At 68.8% G+C, this 18616-nt stretch carries 13 protein-coding genes; 8 read left to right on the top strand and 5 right to left on the bottom strand.

The window, feature by feature from the left end:
- Positions 1 to 83 precede the first annotated feature (83 nt).
- From IE134_RS00125 to IE134_RS00115, 3 genes are read right to left on the bottom strand one after another with little or no spacing between them, the layout of a single operon-like run.
- On the bottom strand, positions 84 to 962 hold the full coding sequence (locus IE134_RS00125) for a carbohydrate ABC transporter permease (protein WP_030711332.1): 879 nt from the start codon (positions 960 to 962) through the stop codon (positions 84 to 86).
- Positions 959 to 1942 (bottom strand): carbohydrate ABC transporter permease, encoded by a 984-nt coding sequence (locus tag IE134_RS00120; protein WP_032783311.1) that lies wholly within the window; start codon positions 1940 to 1942, stop codon positions 959 to 961. Before IE134_RS00120 ends, IE134_RS00125 begins: the two co-directional genes overlap by 4 nt.
- 2 nt (positions 1943 to 1944) lie before the next feature.
- A complete protein-coding gene (locus tag IE134_RS00115; RefSeq protein WP_030711336.1) occupies positions 1945 to 3189 on the bottom strand; it encodes a sugar ABC transporter substrate-binding protein in 1245 nt (414 codons plus the stop codon).
- A 293-nt stretch (positions 3190 to 3482) separates the two neighbouring features.
- On the opposite strand from IE134_RS00115, the gene IE134_RS00110 reads away from it, so the two are divergent.
- Positions 3483 to 4496 (top strand): acetylxylan esterase, encoded by a 1014-nt coding sequence (locus IE134_RS00110; RefSeq protein WP_030711338.1) that lies wholly within the window; start codon positions 3483 to 3485, stop codon positions 4494 to 4496.
- A 76-nt stretch (positions 4497 to 4572) separates the two neighbouring features.
- On the opposite strand, the gene IE134_RS00105 is transcribed toward IE134_RS00110, so the two are convergent.
- Both IE134_RS00105 and IE134_RS00100 read right to left on the bottom strand, forming a co-directional pair.
- A complete protein-coding gene (locus IE134_RS00105; RefSeq protein ID WP_189429318.1) occupies positions 4573 to 5769 on the bottom strand; it encodes a PP2C family protein-serine/threonine phosphatase in 1197 nt (398 codons plus the stop codon).
- A gap of 105 nt (positions 5770 to 5874) precedes the next feature.
- Positions 5875 to 6945 (bottom strand): LacI family DNA-binding transcriptional regulator, encoded by a 1071-nt coding sequence (locus IE134_RS00100; protein WP_030711342.1) that lies wholly within the window; start codon positions 6943 to 6945, stop codon positions 5875 to 5877.
- A 446-nt stretch (positions 6946 to 7391) separates the two neighbouring features.
- Here IE134_RS00100 and IE134_RS00095 point away from each other — a divergent pair, with 446 nt between their 5' ends.
- From IE134_RS00095 to IE134_RS00065, 7 genes are all read left to right on the top strand, one after another.
- The gene (locus IE134_RS00095) at positions 7392 to 9821 is read left to right on the top strand and encodes an ABC transporter family substrate-binding protein (protein WP_098894798.1); all 2430 of its coding nucleotides are present in this window, start codon (positions 7392 to 7394) and stop codon (positions 9819 to 9821) included.
- A gap of 398 nt (positions 9822 to 10219) precedes the next feature.
- Positions 10220 to 12094, top strand: a complete 1875-nt coding sequence (typA, locus tag IE134_RS00090; protein ID WP_030711347.1) for a translational GTPase TypA — start codon at positions 10220 to 10222, stop codon at positions 12092 to 12094.
- A gap of 525 nt (positions 12095 to 12619) precedes the next feature.
- A complete protein-coding gene (locus tag IE134_RS00085) occupies positions 12620 to 14236 on the top strand; it encodes a peptide ABC transporter substrate-binding protein (protein WP_030711349.1) in 1617 nt (538 codons plus the stop codon).
- A gap of 128 nt (positions 14237 to 14364) precedes the next feature.
- Positions 14365 to 15294, top strand: coding sequence for an ABC transporter permease (locus tag IE134_RS00080; RefSeq protein ID WP_010063259.1), 930 nt, complete (start codon positions 14365 to 14367; stop codon positions 15292 to 15294).
- A complete protein-coding gene (locus tag IE134_RS00075; RefSeq protein WP_030711351.1) occupies positions 15287 to 16243 on the top strand; it encodes an ABC transporter permease in 957 nt (318 codons plus the stop codon). The genes IE134_RS00080 and IE134_RS00075 overlap by 8 nt, the downstream gene beginning before the upstream one ends.
- Positions 16244 to 16254: 11 nt before the next feature.
- A complete protein-coding gene (locus IE134_RS00070) occupies positions 16255 to 17313 on the top strand; it encodes an ABC transporter ATP-binding protein (protein ID WP_030711353.1) in 1059 nt (352 codons plus the stop codon).
- Positions 17306 to 18454: an ABC transporter ATP-binding protein gene (locus tag IE134_RS00065; protein ID WP_030711355.1), complete on the top strand. Its 1149-nt coding sequence runs from the start codon at positions 17306 to 17308 to the stop codon at positions 18452 to 18454. The genes IE134_RS00070 and IE134_RS00065 overlap by 8 nt, the downstream gene beginning before the upstream one ends.
- Positions 18455 to 18616 lie beyond the last annotated feature (162 nt).

Genomic DNA, 18616 nt, shown 5'->3' with positions numbered 1-18616 from the left:
TGTGGGGATGGGGGTGTGGCCGCGCTGGGGTGCCTGGAGGGGTGTGGCGCGGTCGCTGTATGTGAAGTGCTGCGGCGGGGGCGCTACTTCATGCCCGCCGTGGCGATGCCCTGCGTGAAGTGCCGTTGCAGCGCGATGAAGACGACCAGCACCGGCAGCACGATCAGGAAGGCCCCGGCCATCAGCATCCCGTTGGAGCCGCCCGCCTTGTTGGGGTCGGTGGCGAAGGTCGCCAGGGCGACCGGAAGGGTGTACTTCTCGGGGTCGTTGGTCGCGATCAGCGGCCAGACGAAGTTGTTCCAGGAGCCCAGGAACGTGAAGATCGACAGCGTCGCGAGCGCGGGCTTCACCAGCGGCATCACGATGCGCCAGAAGATGTACCACTCGCTCGCGCCGTCCATCCGGGCCGCCTCCAGCAGCTCGTCCGGGATCGACTGCATGAACTGGCGCATCAGGAAGACCCCGAAGGCCCCGGCGGCGAACGGCAGCACCAGACCCGCGTAACTGTCGATCAGCTGGAGCTTGCTCATCAGCACGAACAGCGGCAGCAGCATCAGGTTGCCGGGCACCATCAGCGCACCGAGCACCAGGCCGAAGATCTTGTTGCGGCCGACGAAGTTCAGCTTCGCCAGGGCGTAGCCGAGCATCGAGCAGAAGACCAGGTTCGAGACGGTCACCAGGACCGCCACGATCACCGAGTTCATGAAGTACAGAGGCAGGTCCAGCTTGTCGAGCAGCTGCCGGAAGTTGGTCAGCGTCCACTCGGTGGGGATCCACACCGGCGGGCTCGCCGACAGCTCGCTCTGGGTCTTGAAGGCGGAGATCCCCATCCAGAGGAAGGGCGCCGACATGACCAGCAGGCCGAGCGAGAGCAGGACGTAGGTCAAGGGGCGAGCGACGCTCCGCTTTCCGCGCGGCCCCTTGTCCAGGTTCTTGACCGGGGCGCTGCTGGTGGCGCTCATTTCGTGTTGTCCTTCAGCAGTCGGAGCTGGAGCACCGTGATGCCCATGATCACCACGAACAGGACGTACGCCATGGCGCTCGCGTAGCCCATGTGGAAGAAGTTGAACCCTTCGCGGTACATGTTCAGCGAGACCGTGAGGGTCGAGTCGGACGGGCCGCCCTGGGTCATCACGAACGGCTCCTCGAACACGTTGAGGTAGCCGATCGTCGTGATCACCGTGGCGTAGAGGACCGTCGGGCGCAGCAGCGGGATCGTGATCGACCGGAACTCCTGCCAGACGCTCGCACCATCCAGCTTCGCCGCTTCCCGCACCTCGGTGGGGATCGCCTGGAGGCCCGCGATGAACAGCACCATCACCGTGCCGACATTCCGCCAGACCGCCATGACGATCAGCGACGGCATCGCCAGCGCCTCCGAGCCGAGGAAGTCCGGTGCCGTCCAGCCCACTTCGGAGAAGAGGCCGGCGATCAGCCCGTCGCTCGGGTCGAGGACGAACCGCCAGACCACGGCCACCGCGACGATGGTCGTGACCACCGGGGCGTAGAAGCCGACCCGGAAGAAGGTCCGTGCCCGGTCGATGCCGTTGTTCAGCAGGACGGCGACGACCAGCCCGATCCCGATCGTCAGCGGCACACCGACGACCACGAAGTACCCCGTGTTGAAGAGGGACTTGAGGAATTTCTCGTCGCCGAACAGCTCGACGTAGTTCTCGAAGCCGATGAACTCCGCCTCCCACGGGCGCGTCACATTGCGCAGCCCGAAGTCGGTGAAGCTCATCGCCAGCGTGGCGAGGATCGGGAACGCCATGAAGACGGCGAACAGGACGAGGAACGGGGTGGAGAACAGCCAGCCCGCCGCGTTCTGCATGCCCAGCGTCCGCTTGCGGCGGCCGCCGCCCGGGGCGGGGGCGGCGGATGCTCCCGCCCCCGCCTTCGCGGGCCGCGCGGCCTTCTCGGTCGTGGTGGTCGAGGTGCTCATGGCTACTGCTTCACGAGGCCTTCGATCTCGGACTGCGCCGTCTTCAGCGCGTCCTCGGCGGAAGCCTTGCCCTGCGTCACCTTGGCGATGGCCTGGTCCACCTTGTCGGTGATCTCGGTCCAGTTGGCCAGGGAGGGCGAGGACTTGGCGGTGTCCATCTGCTTCTTGAAGGTCTGCAGGTCGGCGTCGTCGGCGAGCGTGCCGGACTCCCACGCGGAGGTGTTGGCGGGCAGGTCCTTCGTCCGCTCGTACCAGTCGGCCTGGCCCTTCGTGTCGGTCAGGTACTGGATGAACTCGGTGGCCGCCGCCTTGTGTTCGCTGTCCTTGGACACGACGAGCGAGGAGCCGCCGGCCATGGAGGTGGACGAGGCGTCCGCCGGGACGGGGGCGATGGCCCACTTGCCCTTGATCTGCGGCTGGCCCTCGTTGAGCAGCGTCACGTGCCAGGGGCCGCCGAAGAACATCGGGACCCGGCCGTTGCCGAAGTCCTTCACCACGTCGTAGCCGGGCTGGACGGACTTGTTGGCGAGGCCCTTGTCGAAGTAACTGCCGTATTCCTTAAGCGCCTTGACCGCCTCCGGGCTGTCGATGACCGCCTCGCCCTGGTCGTCGACGATCTCGCCGCCCGCCGAGTACAGGAAGGAGTAGAAGTTCTGCACGGTGTCCAGGCCGCTGGGCTGGATGGACAGCCCCCACTTCGTACCGGCCTTCTCCTGGTACGCGCCCGCCAGGTCCTGGAGCTCCTGCCAGTTGGCCGGGGCCTTGCTCACGCCCGCCTTCTCGGCCAGGTCCGTGCGGTAGTAGAGGACGCGGGTGTCGACGTACCACGGCACGCCGTACGCCGTGCCCTCCACCTCGCCCTGCTCCCAGCCCGCGGGGAAGAAGTCCTTCTTCTCGAAGACCTTGGTGTCCACCGGCTCCAGCACGCCCAGCTCGGCGAACTCGCCCATGTAACTGCCGCCCATCTGCGCCACGTCGGGCAGGGTGCCCGCCGCCGCTGCCGAGACGAGCTTCTGGTGGGCGACGTCCCAGCCGATCGGGGTCACCTTCACCGTGATGTTCGGGTTGGCCTTCTCGTAGACCTCGGCCACGTCCGCGAGCTTCTCGCCCTCGGCCCCCATGGCCCACACGGTGAGCGTCTGCTTCTCGTCGGCCGCGACGTCGCCGCCGGAGGAGCCGCAGGCGGAGAGGGTCACGGCGAGGGCGAGCGCTATGCCGGCGGGAGCTGTTCTGGCGATGCGGGACATGGGAGGGCTCCTCCTTGAGCAATCCGGATGCTGCGCTATGCGCTATGTATGCGCTGCCTGTAAGCGCATACATCACTCTGCGCCAGACGTTCGGCAATCCGCAAGAGGGTGGTGGGTCACACTCGTGCAACGCGCCCGACATCCCGGCGTCTTGTCGCCCGACTTCTCGGCGTCCTGTCGTTGAACCGTAAACGCGGCGTTTGTAGAACAACAGGCGATGTGACCGATTCGTCGCCCCGGAGGGGCCCCGGAGGCGAACGTTCCGCCGACGACCCGGCGTCTACCCTCGCCGCATGGCCTCATCCGTCGCGCTCTCCCACGACTTCCCGTTCGACCCGGCCTACGGGTACGACGCGCCGGACGCGTTGCTGGACGTCCCCGCCCCGCCCGCCCCCGACGACTTCGACGCGTTCTGGCGCGGCCGGTACGCGCGAGCCCGTGCGGTGGACCCGGCGCCGGTCCTGGGCCCGGTGGAGGAGGAGCGCGACGGCGTCCGCGTCCACGGGGTCGCCTTCACGTCCGTGGGCGGCGTCCGCCTCGGCGGCTGGCTCGCGCTGCCCGCCGAGGGTCCTGTGCGGTACGGATTCGTCGTCGGGCACGGGTACGGCGGCCGCCAGGGACCCGGCCGGGACCTGCCGGCGCCGCTGCCCGGGGCCGCCGTGATCCTGCCGTGCGTACGGGGCATGGGGGAGCGGGGGCGGGTGGACGGCATCCCGGACCTGGCCGACGCGCACGTCCTGCACGGCATCGGCTCCCGCACGTCGTACGTCATCGGGGACTGCGCGGCCGACCTGTGGTGCGCCGCCTCCGCCCTCACGGCGCTGGCGCCGGAGCTGGCGGCGGCCGGGCAGCCGGGCGGGCCCCGCCTCGGCTACCTCGGCGAGAGCTTCGGTGGCGGGCTCGGGGCCCTCGCGCTGCCCTGGGACGACCGCTTCGGCGCGGCCCAGCTCACCGTCCCCACCTTCGGCAACCACCCGCTGCGGCTGACCCTGCCCTGCGCGGGCAGCGGCGAGGCGGTCCGGGCGCACCACCGCGCACACCCCGAGATCACGGAGGTCCTGCGCTACTTCGACGCGGCGACGGCGGCGACCCGGCTGACGCTGCCCACGCTGGTCGCGGCCGCGCTGTTCGACCCGTCGGTGCCGCCGCCGGGGCAGTTCGCCGTACACAACGCGCTGGCCGGGGAGCGTGAGCTCCAGGTGCTGACGGCGGGGCACTTCGCGTACCGGGGGATGGTGGCCGAGGCGGCCGAACTGGACGCACGGCGGACGCGGTTCTTCGGGGAGCGGCTGGCCCCGGCCGCCTGAGGGGCCGGGTGCCTGAGGGGTCGGGTGCCTGAGGGGCCGGGTGCGGCTCAGGTGCCGGGTGCCGCCCGGCGCGGGCTCAGGCCTCCCGTTCGCGGGGCTCGCTCCGGGGGCCGCGCCAGTCGAGGCACAGGACGGTCGCGTCGTCCTTGGGCGGGCGGCCGTCGTAGGCGTCGGCGACCGCGGTGACGAGCGTGCGGACGACCTCACGCGGGTGCTCGGCGGCGGTTCGGAGCAGTATGTCGGGCAGGTCGACCGAGGCCGATTCCCGTTCCTGCACGCCGTCGGTGTACAGCAGGAGCCGGTCTCCGGGGCGCAGGTCCAGGCCTTGGATCTCGTACGGACCCTGGGGCGGAAAGCCGAAGGGCATGTCGACCCGCGGGGCGATCACCTCGACCGAGCCGTCGCGCAGCCGGAGCGGCGCGGGGTGGCCGGCGTTGACGAGCTGGGCGCGGCTCCCGTCCAGGGCGATGCGGAGCAACTGGCCGGTGGCGAAGGTGCTCTTCCCGTGGTCGAGGAGGGCCTGATGCATCTGACGGGCCTGCTCGGCGAGTTCCGCCCCGGCGCGACGGGCACCCCGCGAGGCGTTCACCACGAGGGTGGCGATCAGCGAGGCGTTGACGTCGTGGCCCATGGCGTCGGTGACCGACAGATGGAGGTCGCTGTTGTCGAGGCTGTAGTCGTAGGTGTCCCCGGCGATGTCGGCGGCCGGGACCAGAGCCCCGGCGAGGGCGAACTCCGCCGCGTCGCAGGAGGCGGCGGACGGGAGCAGCTGACGCTGGATCTCCGCCGCCAGACTGACCGGCGTGGAGCGGTTGCCCCAGTGGTAGAGGTCGGTGAAGCGGCGGTCGGTGACGATGATGTACGCCAGCGCGAGCGCGGCGTCCTCGATCTGTGCCAGTACTTCCTCGGTGACGGCGTCGAGGAACAGTTCCAGCACGCCGATGGTGTCACCGCGGTTGGTCACCGGGGCGAGGATGCGCTGACCCCGCCCGTTCTGGTCCTCCTGCACCACCTTCTGAGAACGCAGCACCTTGTCGTAGATGCCGCTGCCCTCCAGCGGAACCCTCTCGGTCCGGTCCTCGCCACGGGAGGCGCCGGTCATGTCGTTGACCCGCAGCAGGCGGCTGCCGACCAGGTCCACGAAAAGGAACGACACGTACCGCGCGCCGAACCTGGTGCGCAGATCGCGCGCCACGACATCGACCGAATTCACCGGTGCGGCTTCCCGCGCAGCCGTCAGCACTGGGGCCAGTCCCGTTCTGTCGCTCACCACAGCCTCCTCAGGTAGGCAGTGCTTATGCCCTGCCGGCCCCGAGTCAGCGCCCTGTGTGAAAAACACGGCTTACATATGCGTACAAAAGCACCCAGAACGCCCGGGTCAGCCGCAGCCGCAGCTCGCCCTCCGTGTCACCGAGACCGGCAGCTCCAGCGAGACCGGGGCGCGGCCCGGGTCGGCCAGGCGCTGGACCAGGAGCTCCACCGCCTGCTCGCCCAGGTGCCGGATCGGCTGGCGGACGGTCGTCAGGGGCGGGCGGACGATCCGGCTCAGCGGGATCCCGTCGAACCCGGTCACGGCGATGTCCTCGGGCACCCGCACCCCGCGCCGCTCCAGCGCCTGGAGCGCCCCGACCGCCATCTGGTCGTTGGCGAACAGCATCGCCTCCGGCCGCTCCACCCCCGTACCCTCCGACCGGTCCAGCAGGGCGTCCGCCGCCAGCGCGCCCTCGGCCTGCGTCATCATCCCGGCGCGCACCTCCGGCCGGGAGGGCACCGGAAGGCCCGCGTCCCGGCACGCCTCCTGGAAGCCCCGGAACCGGGCCTGGGCGTCCGGGGAATTCTCCTCGCCGCCGATGAACGCCAGCCGGCGCAGCCCGTGGTCCTCGATCAGATGGCGGGTCAGCTCGCGCTCACCCTCGGCGTTGGCCACCACGATGTGGTCCAGGTGGTCGATCTCGCGCGGCCCGGAGAGCATCACCACGGGCAGCCGACGCGATATCACCTCCAGGTCCTCGGTCGGCACCGTCTGCGCCAGTACGGCGAAGCCGTCGACCCGGCCCGCGACCTTCGCCACCAGGCTCTCCGGGCCGCCGTCCAGCGAGGCCGCGATCAGCAGGGCGTAGCCGTGCCGCCGGGCCGCCCGCTCCATGCCCCGGATGACCTGGTCGGAGTAGAGCATCACGGCCTGGTCGTCGTCCGCGTCGCTCGCGGCGGCGGCGGCCTCGGCGTCCTGGTCCACGAAGTCGGGGAAGCACAGCCCGAGCACACCCGTTGTCCGGCTGGCCAGGCCCCGGGCGCTGCCGCTCGGTACGTACCCCAGCTCGCGGGCCGCCTCCATGACCTTCTCGCGGGTCTGGGCGCGTACGGAATCGGGGTTCCGGTAGACCCGGGAGACCGTGGCGATGGAGACGCCCGACCGCTCGGCGACGTCGTACACCGTGGGGGCGCTCACTGGACCCACCGTCCGTCCGCTTCTTCTTCCGCAGCCCCGCGTCCGGCGGTGCGGGTGCTGGTACCGGCCCGGCGGTCCTGCGCCGGGCAAGGCGATCACGAGGCTCGTGAAAGCGCATTCACCCTAGATCCTGGGGCGCGCGAGGGGCAAGGTCGTCCGGGTCACGCGGGCTGCCCATCCGGTGCCGGGCGGGCTGCCCCTCGGGTGCTGATCCGGGCCCTCTTCGGCGCCGGGAGGGCCGTCGGGGGGAGGGCGTGTTGGGCGGAACGTTCCTCCGGGCGGGTGAGCTTGCGGCCCCCGGCCGTCGTGTCGGCGCCCCCTCGCGCGAGGGGGCGCTTTCAGTAAGCGGAAGGAATCAGTGTGATCAACTGCAAATGCCACCACATACGCACTATCCGGTCCATTCCGGTACGGGGTGGTCCGGGCCGGCCCCGGAGGTATCAGCCATGTCCCACGTCGGCGTCCCGCGCGGGACGGTTCGAAAGCGCCGATCGCTCGCGCTCCTCACGACGGGGGTGCTCACGATCCCCGTGCTGGCGGGGTGCAGCTCCGGCGGCGAGGAGACCGCCCGCGGCGTGCCCCAGGACATCGCGCCCGCCGCCCGCGAGACGGTCGCCGACGGTTCGACGGCGAACTGGGCGGTCGACGCGCTGCCCGCCACCTTCAACGCCTTCCAGGCGGACGCGGACAGCGCCACCACCCGGATCACCGGAGCCCTGCTCCCGACCCTCTTCCCGATGGACAGGACCGGGCAGCCGAAGCTCAACCCGGACTACCTGGAGTCCGCGAAGGTCATCGAGCGCGAGCCCCGGCAGGTCGTGCTCTACAAGCTCAACCAGCAGGCGGTGTGGAGCGACGGGCGGGAGATCGGGGCCCCCGACTTCGTCGCCCAGTGGCGGGCGCTGAGGGGCAAGGACTCCGCGTTCTGGACCGCCCGCAACTCCGGCTACGAGCGCATCGAGAAGATCGAGCGGGGCGCGGACGACCTCCAGGTGCGGGTCACGTTCTCCAAGCCGTACGCCGACTGGCGCTCGCTGTTCTCGCCGCTCTACCCGAAGGAGATCACCGGGTCGCCGGACGCCTTCAACGACGGCGCGCGCACCGCCCTGAAGACCACCGCCGGGCCGTTCGTCCTGAAGAGCATGAGCAAGTCCGAGGGCACCGTCACGCTGGCCCGCAACCCGCGCTGGTGGGGCGACAAGGCCAAGCTGGACACCCTCGTCTTCCGGGCGGTCGCCGCGAAGGACCGTACCCAGGCCCTCTCCGACGGCACGGTCGACATCGCCGACATCGACGCGGCCACCGCCGACCGCATCACGCTCGCCCGCCGTGACCGGGGCAGCAACGGCCAGCCCCTCAACCACGGCCCGGGTTCCGAGATCACGCCCGCCCAGGCCCTGCGCTCCTGGGCCCAGGCGCACGGCTCCGACGAGGACGCGGCGGAGATCGCGCAGGCCGCCCGGGAGAAGAACCGCAAGGCCGTCGTCGCGTACGCCACGGAACAGAAGGCCCTGCGCGACTTCGCCGTCCGCAAGTCCCTGGAGCCCGCCTACACCCAGCTCGCCCTGAACGGTGAGTCCGGCCCGCTCGCCGACGACCGGGTCCGCCGGGCCGTCGCCCGCGCCCTGGACCGCCAGGAGCTGGCCCAGACCGTGCTGGGGCCGCTGGGCCTTCCGGCGAAGCCGCTCGGCAGCCACCTCGCCCTCGCGGGGCAGCCCGGCTACAAGGACGGCAGCGGGGCGCTCGGCGAGCAGAACACCAAGGAGGCCCAGGCCCTGCTGGCGGACGCCGGCTGGACCCGGGGCGGCGCTGCCGAGCCGCCCAAGGACACCAAGGCGGGCAGCGAGGCGGAGAAGAAGGGCGGCAAGGACGACGAGGCCGAGGCGGAGAAGAAGACCGCCGGGGAGGCCGAGGAGGACAAGGACGCCAAGAGCGAGAAGAGCGAGAAGGACGGGAAGAAGGCCGAGGAGGACAGCACCGAGGACTCCGCCGACTCCGCCGCCGAGCGCAAGAAGGCCGACCAGGACTCCGAGGACAGCGCCGCCTCCCGCGACGAGGGCCTCTACATCGTCGGCGACGACAACAAGCCCGGCGCCCCCGCCCCCGCCACCGTGGGCAGCGCTTCCGCCGTCCACGTCCTGGCCCCCGCCCGGACGGCCGCCGCCCAGGGCACCGTCCTGCTGCGCCAGGCGGGCGTCCTCGGTGAGGACGGCGCCGTCGCCGCCACGGACAAGCAGCCCGGGGGAGCCGCCGGGGCGTACGCCCCCGTCGGCACCGCCGCCCCGGCGCCCGCCGCGGCCAAGGGGCAGCTCGGCAAGGACGGCAAGACGCTGACCCTGCGCTTCGTGCTCCCGTCCGGCCCCGGCTCCCAGTCGCTGCGCAGCGTCGGCGACAAGATCGCCGCGATGCTGGAGAAGATCGGCGTCGGCACGGAGATCACCAAGGTCCCGGACGAGAGCTACTTCAAGGACCACATCGCCTCCGGCGCGTACGATCTGGCGCTCTACTCGTGGCCCGCCACCGCCTACCCGGCCACCGACGGACGTCCGATCTACGCCAAGCCGGAGCCCGCCACCGACGGCTCGCTCCTCGTGGAGCAGAACTACACCCGGGTCGGCACCGACCACATCGACCAGCTCTTCGACAAGGCCGCCGGCGAGCTGGACGAGAAGGCCGCGCGGGAACTGATGAAGCAGGCGGACGCCCGGATCTGGGCCGCCGCCGGATCGATTCCGCTCTTCCAGCGTCCGCAGCTGGTCGCGGTCGACAAGAAGCTCGCGAACGTCGGGGCGTTCGGCTTCGCCGCCCCCCGGTACCAGGACATCGGGTTCAAGAACCGGCAAGCGGCAGGTTCCCCCGCAGACCGCAAGAAGTAGCGGGTTAATACCACACCCTCCCGCCGCCAAGCTCAGATGCACCTCAAAACCCTTGCCCGCCGGTTCCCCCGGCGGGCAGTGTGGTTTCTGCCCTGACCCGGGCCGTTCGTCGCTTCACCTCTCCTCACCCCCCCCACATAGCTGCACCGGCTCCACCGCGGTCCGCCGCAGCGACCCCCGCATTCCGGCCACCCACTGGCCCGGCAGTACCTTGACACCGGCTGAATATCGCCTGAATCACACGGGAAGACCGCCTTCGCGGATCGGCCCGGGAAGCCCGGCGCGCCCGAGGCCCGTACGATGGGACGAGCCGTGGCGTGCCGCCCGGCGGGCGTACGAGGACTCGAAGACCGACTGAGACGCCTGATCCCACGATCCGAGAGAAGCGCAAGCCACCCATGCCCACGCGCCACGACATCCGTAACGTAGCCATCGTCGCCCACGTCGACCACGGCAAGACCACGCTGGTCGACGCCATGCTCAAGCAGGCCGGCTCCTTCGCCGCGCACGCTGCCGAGTCGCTCGACGACCGGATGATGGACTCGAACGACCTGGAGCGTGAGAAGGGCATCACGATCCTCGCCAAGAACACGGCGGTGAAGTATCACCCCAAGGACGGCGGGGACCCGATCACGATCAACATCATCGACACCCCCGGTCACGCCGACTTCGGTGGCGAGGTCGAGCGTGGTCTGTCGATGGTGGACGCCGTCGTGCTGCTCGTCGACGCCTCCGAGGGCCCGCTGCCCCAGACCCGCTTCGTCCTGCGCAAGGCGCTGGCCGCGCGGATGCCGGTCATCCTCTGCATCAACAAGACGGACCGCCCCGACTCCCGGATCGCCGAGGTCGTCGACGAGACGTACGACCTGTTCCTGGACCTGGACGCGGACGAGGACCAGATCGAGTTCCCGATCGTCTACGCCTGCGCCCGTGACGGCGTCGCCTCGCTGACCAAGCCCGAGGACGGCACCGTCCCGCAGGACAGCGACAGCCTGGAGCCGTTCTTCAACACGATCCTGGCGCACGTGCCGGCCCCCGAGTTCGACGAGGCCGCGCCGCTCCAGGCCCACGTCACCAACCTGGACGCCGACAACTTCCTCGGCCGTATCGCGCTCTGCCGCGTCGAGCAGGGCGAGCTCCGCAAGGGCCAGACCGTCACGTGGATCAAGCGCGACGGCAGCATGTCCAACGTCCGCATCACCGAACTGATGATGACGGAGGCGCTCACCCGCAAGCCCGCCGAGGTCGCGGGCCCGGGCGACATCTGCGCCATCGCCGGTATCCCGGACATCATGATCGGCGAGACCCTGGCCGACCCCGAGAACCCGATCGCGCTGCCGCTGATCACGGTCGACGAGCCCGCCATCTCGATGACCATCGGCACCAACACCTCGCCGCTCGTCGGCAAGGGCGGCAAGGGCCACAAGGTCACCGCCCGTCAGGTGAAGGACCGCCTGGACCGCGAGCTGATCGGTAACGTCTCGCTCCGCGTCCTGGACACCGAGCGCCCCGACGCCTGGGAGGTCCAGGGCCGTGGTGAGCTGGCGCTCGCCATCCTGGTCGAGCAGATGCGCCGCGAGGGCTTCGAGCTGACCGTCGGCAAGCCCGAGGTCGTCACCAAGCAGATCGACGGCAAGACCCACGAGCCGATCGAGCGCATGACGATCGACTCCCCCGAGGAGCACCTCGGCGCCATCACGCAGCTCATGGCGACCCGCAAGGGCCGCATGGAGACCATGACGAACCACGGCTCCGGCTGGGTCCGCATGGAGTGGATCGTCCCGTCCCGCGGCCTCATCGGCTTCCGTACGGAGTTCCTGACCCAGACCCGCGGCACCGGCATCGCGCACTCCATCTTCGAGGGCCACGAGCCGTGGTTCGGCGACCTGCGCACCCGTCACAACGGCTCGCTGGTGGCGGACCGTTCGGGTTCGGTCACGCCGTTCGCGATGGTCAACCTCCAGGAGCGCGGTGTCATCTTCACCGAGGCCGGCACCGAGGTGTACGAGGGCATGATCATCGGCGAGAACTCCCGCGCCGACGACATGGACGTGAACATCACCAAGGAGAAGAAGCTCACCAACATGCGTGCGGCCTCCGCGGACACCACGGAGAACGTGGTCCCGGCCCGCAAGCTGTCGCTGGAGCAGTCCCTGGAGTTCTGCCGCGAGGACGAGTGCATCGAGGTGACCCCGGAGACCGTGCGTATCCGCAAGGTCGTCCTGGACCAGCGCGAGCGCAGCCGCGCCGCCTCCCGCGCCAAGAACGGCTGACACGGAGCCAGGAGACGCCCCTGAGCCTCCCCTGAGCCCTTCCGAGGGCCCGGGGGCGGTCGGAGGCATACGCTCCGTATGCGCGGGCCCGTTCCGGGGTGGATCACCCCGTCGGACGGACCGTCAGCACAGGCATTGACAGAAGGCCCGGCCCACCACGGACACTGTGGTGGGCCGGGCCTTCGTCAATTGCTTTTCCTGACCGGGGTGTCCGGATATCGGGGGTCGCTCTCCGGAACATGTGTTAACAGTCCGTTTCGGGCGTGTCTGTCTGGGATCGCTTTGTCCGGATTTCGGGCACACAGGCGGGTCTGATGTTGTCAAACCGAGACCCTTTAAGTGTGGTTTACAGCCCGGCCGTACTCAATAGTTGGCTCCATTGAGCTCGGGTCAATGGGTCACGCACTGTGGGGAGTGCCGACTCACGAGCACACTCGGGGCACTGAACGATCACCGTCAGGGGTGTCGGTGAATCTCTCCAGTGCCCTTCTTGTAGTCAAAAGTGGACTCATGAGGAGGAAACCCATGCGCGGTGCCAAGAGCGCCAAGTGGGTCGCGGGAGCGGCCGTCATCGCCCTGGCCGCGACTGCCTGTGGCGGCGGTAGCAGCGACGAAGGCAAGAAGAACACGTCGGGACAGCCCGCCGGTTACGTCTCGATCGACGTCGGTGAGCCCCAGAAGCCTCTGATGCCGGCCGACACGAACGAGAGCAACGGCTCCTACGTCATCCAGTCGCTGTTCACCCAGCTGCTGGACTTCGACGACAAGGGCGAGATCGTCTACACGAACGCCGAGTCCGTCGAGACCGAGGACTCCAAGCTGTGGACCGTCAAGCTCAAGTCCGGCTGGAAGTTCCACAACGGTGAGGCCGTGACCGCGCAGTCGTACATCGACGCGTGGAACTGGTACGCCAACGTCGACAACAAGCAGCAGAACGCGTTCTGGTTCTCCGACATCAAGGGCTACGAGGACGTCCACCCCGAGAAGGGTGCGCCCAAGGCCAAGGAGATGTCCGGCCTGAAGGCCGTGGACGACACCACGTTCACGATCGAGCTGAGCAACAAGGTCCCGTACTTCAACTACAAGCTCGGCTACGCGACGTTCGCGCCGCTGCCCAAGGTCTTCTACGACGACCCGAAGGCGTTCGGCCAGAAGCCGATCGGCAACGGCCCGTACACGTTCGAGAAGTGGACCCACAAGAAGCTCATCCAGGTCAAGGCCTGGCCCGAGTACCAGGGTCCGAACAAGGCTGCCAACAAGGGCATCCAGTTCAAGAACTACTCGACCGTCGAGGCCGCGTACACCGACCTCGTCTCCGGCAACCTGGACATGATCCGCCAGGTCGGCCCGCGTGACCTCCCGAAGTACAAGACGGACCTCGGTGACGGCGCCATCGACCAGCCGTACGCGGCCATCCAGTCGCTGAACCCGGCGTTCTACTCGGACACGTTCAAGGACATCGACCCCAAGGTCCTCCAGGGTCTGTCCATGGCGATCGACCGTGACACCATCACGAAGACCGTCCTGAACGGCACGCGCATCCCGGCGACGAGCTTCACGCCTCCGCAGGTCAAGGGCAACCAGACCCTCGACTCGGACATCCTGAAGTACAACCCGGCCAAGGCCAAGGAGCTCATCAAGGCCGGCGGCGGCGTTCCGGGCAACAAGTTCACCATCCAGTACAACGCCGACGGTGGGCACAAGGAGTGGGTGACCGCTGTCTGCGAGTCCATCCGCAACGCCACCGGGGTCGACTGCGTGGGCGACGCCAAGCCGGACTTCCCGACCGACCTCGAAGCGCGTGACAACAACGAGGTCAAGGGTGTCTACCGCGGTGGCTGGGTGGCCGACTACCCCGTCAACGTGAACTTCCTCAAGGAGCTCTACCACTCCAAGGCGGAGTCCAACAACGGTCGCTTCTCCGACAAGGAGATCGACGACCTGATGGCGAAGGGTGACAAGGCCGACTCCCTGGAGGAGTCCGTCGCCGCCTACCAGGAGGTCGAGAAGGCCCTGGTGGACAAGATGCCCGCCATCCCGCTCTGGTACTACGCCATCAACGGCGGCCACGGCAAGAACGTCGACAACGTCAAGGTCGACTTCCACGGTGACCTCGAACTGACCGGCGTCACCACCAAGTAACGCCTGCGGGTCATTCCCCAACTGGCCGTCATCCGCCCGCGCCGTCCGTCGGCGCGGCCGGAGGCGTGGGGGTCGTCTCTGCGAAGAGGCGGCCCCCACGCCGCAGTTATCCCCACACGGAGGCACCCATGGGGCGTTATGTCGCACGACGACTGCTCCAGATGATCCCGGTCTTCATCGGGTCGACCCTGCTGGTCTTCCTGATGATGTACGCACTGCCCGGCGACCCCGTCAGAGCACTTGCCGGTGAACAGCATGTAGACGCATCGCAGATCGCCGCTCTGAAGGCCGAGTACGGCCTCGACCAGCCGATCTGGCAGCAGTATCTGAACTACCTGGGCAATCTGTTCCAGGGCGACTTCGGCACCCAGATCGGAACGCAGCGTCCGGTCGCCGAAGTCATCGCCGACGCCTACCCGATCACCGTCAGACTGGCGATCTTCGCCTTCGTCTTCACGGTCGTCGCCGGTATCTCGCTCGGCATCATCGCCGGTCTGAAGGCGGAATCGCTCCGGGACCGCGGTCTGCTCGGTCTGACGCTGGTGCTCATCTCCATGCCGTCCTTCGTGCTGGGCTTCCTCGTTCAGTACTTCTTCGCGTTCCAGCTCGGCATCGCCAAGCCCAACGTGAGTCTCGAACCCACCAACGGCGAGCTGATCATGCCGGCCATCGTGCTGGCGTCGCTGTCCCTCGCCTACGTGGCCCGGCTCACCCGTACCTCGGTCGCCGAGAACATCCGCGCCGACTACATCCGTACGGCTGTCGCCAAGGGCCTGCCGCGCCGCCGCATCGTCGGCATCCACCTGATGCGCAACTCGCTCATCCCGGTCGTCACCTTCCTCGGCACCGACATCGGCGCTCTGATGGGCGGCGCGATCGTGACCGAGGGCATCTTCAACATCAAGGGCGTCGGATCCCTCGTCTTCGAGGCCCTGTCCAAGCGTGAGGGTGCCACGGTCGTCGGGATCGTGACGTTGCTCGTCATCGTCTACCTCGTCTGCAGCCTGCTCGTCGACCTGCTCTACGCGGTCCTGGACCCGAGGATCCGGTATGCCTGACACCACCGCACTGACCAAGAGCACCGACGCTTCGGCCGCCGCAGCTCAGACACCGACCACGACGGACTCCGGCCCCGCGCCCGGCAAGCCGCGCAGCCTCTGGTCCGACGCCTGGCACGACCTGCGTCGCAACCCGCTCTTCCTCGTCTCGATGGTGCTGATCCTGCTGCTCACCGTCATGGCGATCTTCCCGGGTCTGTTCACCAGCGCCTCGCCGCGCGACGCCAACCTGGCCGAGCACTACCTCCAGAAGCCGAACTGGGGACACTTCTTCGCCCCCGACTGGCTCGGTTACGACGTCCAGGGCCGCTCCATCTACGCGCGTCTGATCTACGGAGCCCGCGCGTCCATCATGGTCGGCGTGATCGTGACCATCGCGGTCACCATCACCGGCCTGGTGATCGGGATGCTCGCCGGATACTTCGGCGGCTGGATCGACACGGTCCTCTCGCGGATCACCGACGTCTTCTTCGGCGTCCCCTTCATCGTCGGCGCCATGGTCATCCTGACCACCTTCGAGGAGCGCTCCGTCTGGGTCGTGATCCTCTCCCTGTCCTTCCTCGGCTGGACGTCCATCGCCCGTGTCGCCCGTGGCTCGGTCATCACGATCAAGCAGGCCGACTACGTGGTCGCCGCCAAGGCCCTGGGCGCCTCCACCACCCGGATCATGACGCGGCACATCCTGCCGAACGCCATCGCTCCGGTGATCGTGGTCGCCACCATCGCGCTCGGCGGCTACATCGCCGCCGAGGCCACCCTGTCGTTCCTCGGTATCGGCCTCGCCGAGCCGACGGTCTCGTGGGGTATCGATGTCTCCGCCGCGAAGGACCAGCTCCGCAACGTTCCGACGGTCCTGATCATCCCCTCGGTGATGGTCTCGATCACGGTGCTGTCCTTCCTGATGTTCGGCGATGCGGTCCGCAACGCCCTCGACCCCAAGATGCGCTGAGGGAGGCGTTCGTGACCACCATCGACAAGACGGCTCACGTCCCCGCACCGCGGGAGTCCGTGAGTGGCGACGGTCCACTGCTCGACGTCCGTGACCTGCACGTGGAGTTCCACACCCGCGACGGTGTGGCCAAGGCGGTCAACGGTGTGAACTACACCGTCAGCGCCGGCGAGACGCTCGCCGTGCTCGGCGAGTCCGGCTCCGGCAAGTCCGTGACCGCGCAGACCATCATGGGCATCCTCGACATGCCGCCCGGGAAGATCACGCAGGGCGAGATCCTCTTCCGCGGCCAGGACATGCTGAAGATGTCCAACGAGGAGCGCCGGAAGATCCGCGGCCGCAAGATCGCGATGATCTTCCAGGACGCGCTGTCCTCGCTGAACCCGGTCCTCACCGTCGGCTACCAGCTCGGCGAGATGTTCCGGGTGCACCAGGGTCTGTCCCGCAAGGACGCCAAGGCCAAGTCCATCGAGCTGATGGACCAGGTCAAGATCCCGGCGGCGGCGGCCCGCATCTCGGACTACCCGCACCAGTTCTCCGGCGGTATGCGCCAGCGCATCATGATCGCCATGGCGCTGGCCCTGGAGCCGGACCTGATCATCGCCGACGAGCCGACCACCGCGCTCGACGTGACGGTGCAGGCCCAGGTCATGGACCTGCTGGCCGAGCTTCAGCGCGAGTACAACATGGGTCTGATCCTGATCACCCACGACCTCGGCGTCGTCGCCGACGTCGCGGACAAGATCGCCGTGATGTACGCGGGCCGGATCGTGGAGACGGCCCCGGTCGGCGAGCTGTACAGCCGCCCGGCCCACCCGTACACCAGGGGTCTGCTCGACTCGATCCCGCGCCTGGACCAGAAGGGCCAGGAGCTCTACGCGATCAAGGGGCTGCCGCCCAACCTGACGCGTATCCCCGCGGGCTGTGCCTTCAGCCCGCGCTGCCCCAAGGCACAGGACATCTGCCGTACCGAGATTCCGCCGCTCGCCCCGGTGACCGAGCAGGACGGCCTCGAGCTGGTCGGCCGCGGCAGCGCGTGCCACTTCTGGAAGGAGACGATCCATGGCTGAGCTCAAGAAGGAGCAGGGGCCCGTGGACGCCACCCCGAACGTCTCCGAGGTGGAGACGGTGGACGCCGCGACCGAGGCGGAGGCCGTAGCCGCCATCGACGCGCCGGTCAGCCAGGGCGAGCCGATCCTCCAGGTGCGCAACCTGGTCAAGCACTTCCCGCTGACCCAGGGCATCCTCTTCAAGAAGCAGATCGGCGCGGTCAAGGCCGTCGACGGCATCTCCTTCGACCTGTACGCCGGTGAGACCCTGGGCATCGTGGGCGAGTCCGGCTGTGGCAAGTCCACGGTCGCCAAGCTCCTGATGACCCTGGAGCGGGCGACCGCAGGCGAGGTCTTCTACAAGGGCCAGGACATCACCAAGCTGTCCGGGCGCGCGCTGAAGGCCGTCCGCCGCAACATCCAGATGGTGTTCCAGGACCCGTACACCTCGCTGAACCCGCGTATGACGGTCGGCGACATCATCGGGGAGCCCTTCGACATCCACCCCGAGGTGGCCCCGAAGGGCGACCGGCGCCGCCGCGTCCAGGAGCTCCTGGACGTCGTGGGTCTGAACCCGGAGTACATCAACCGGTACCCGCACCAGTTCTCCGGCGGCCAGCGCCAGCGCATCGGCATCGCCCGCGGCCTCGCGCTCAACCCGGAGATCATCATCTGCGACGAGCCGGTCTCCGCGCTCGACGTGTCGGTGCAGGCCCAGGTCATCAACCTGATGGAGAAGCTCCAGGACGAGTTCAACCTGTCCTACGTCTTCATCGCGCACGACCTGTCCATCGTCCGGCACATCTCCGACCGGGTCGGCGTGATGTACCTCGGCAAGATGGCCGAGATCGGCACGGACACGCAGATCTACGACCACCCGACGCACCCCTACACCCAGGCGCTGCTGTCGGCGGTCCCGGTCCCCGACCCGTCGGCCCGCGAGGGACGCGAGCGGATCATCCTCACCGGTGACGTTCCGTCACCGGCGAACCCGCCCTCGGGCTGCCGCTTCCGCACCCGCTGCTGGAAGGCGGAGGACCGCTGCGCGACGGAGGAGCCCCTGCTGGCGATCCCCGAGCGCTTCGTCTCGGCGGCCACCCCGGCCGCGCACGAGTCGGCGTGCCACTTCGCCGAGGAGAAGGACGTCGTGCACGCGGCGTAACCGCTCCCCCAGGTCGAACGACCGAGGCCCGGCCCCTTCCGAGGGGGCCGGGCCTCCGTCGTGTCCGCCGCCCTCCTGCCCGTACGGGGCAATCCCGCATGCGGTACGTCACGTAATGCGGTGATATGAGGCATTGAGCTACTCGATGACTCTAGGAGGCAC

Origin of the sequence: Streptomyces rubiginosohelvolus (assembly GCF_014649875.1) — a bacterium.
Classification (GTDB): domain Bacteria; phylum Actinomycetota; class Actinomycetes; order Streptomycetales; family Streptomycetaceae; genus Streptomyces; species Streptomyces rubiginosohelvolus.
This window is presented reverse-complemented; position numbering and strand designations above follow the sequence as displayed.

Coding starts and splice junctions, on each gene's coding strand:
- IE134_RS00125 (WP_030711332.1), bottom strand. CDS start 962: ATGAGCGCCACCAGCAGCGCCCCGGTCAAGAACCTGGACAAGGGGCCG.
- IE134_RS00120 (WP_032783311.1), bottom strand. CDS start 1,942: ATGAGCACCTCGACCACCACGACCGAGAAGGCCGCGCGGCCCGCGAAG.
- IE134_RS00115 (WP_030711336.1), bottom strand. CDS start 3,189: ATGTCCCGCATCGCCAGAACAGCTCCCGCCGGCATAGCGCTCGCCCTC.
- IE134_RS00110 (WP_030711338.1), top strand. CDS start 3,483: ATGGCCTCATCCGTCGCGCTCTCCCACGACTTCCCGTTCGACCCGGCC.
- IE134_RS00095 (WP_098894798.1), top strand. CDS start 7,392: ATGTCCCACGTCGGCGTCCCGCGCGGGACGGTTCGAAAGCGCCGATCG.
- typA (WP_030711347.1), top strand. CDS start 10,220: ATGCCCACGCGCCACGACATCCGTAACGTAGCCATCGTCGCCCACGTC.
- IE134_RS00085 (WP_030711349.1), top strand. CDS start 12,620: ATGCGCGGTGCCAAGAGCGCCAAGTGGGTCGCGGGAGCGGCCGTCATC.
- IE134_RS00080 (WP_010063259.1), top strand. CDS start 14,365: ATGGGGCGTTATGTCGCACGACGACTGCTCCAGATGATCCCGGTCTTC.
- IE134_RS00075 (WP_030711351.1), top strand. CDS start 15,287: ATGCCTGACACCACCGCACTGACCAAGAGCACCGACGCTTCGGCCGCC.
- IE134_RS00065 (WP_030711355.1), top strand. CDS start 17,306: ATGGCTGAGCTCAAGAAGGAGCAGGGGCCCGTGGACGCCACCCCGAAC.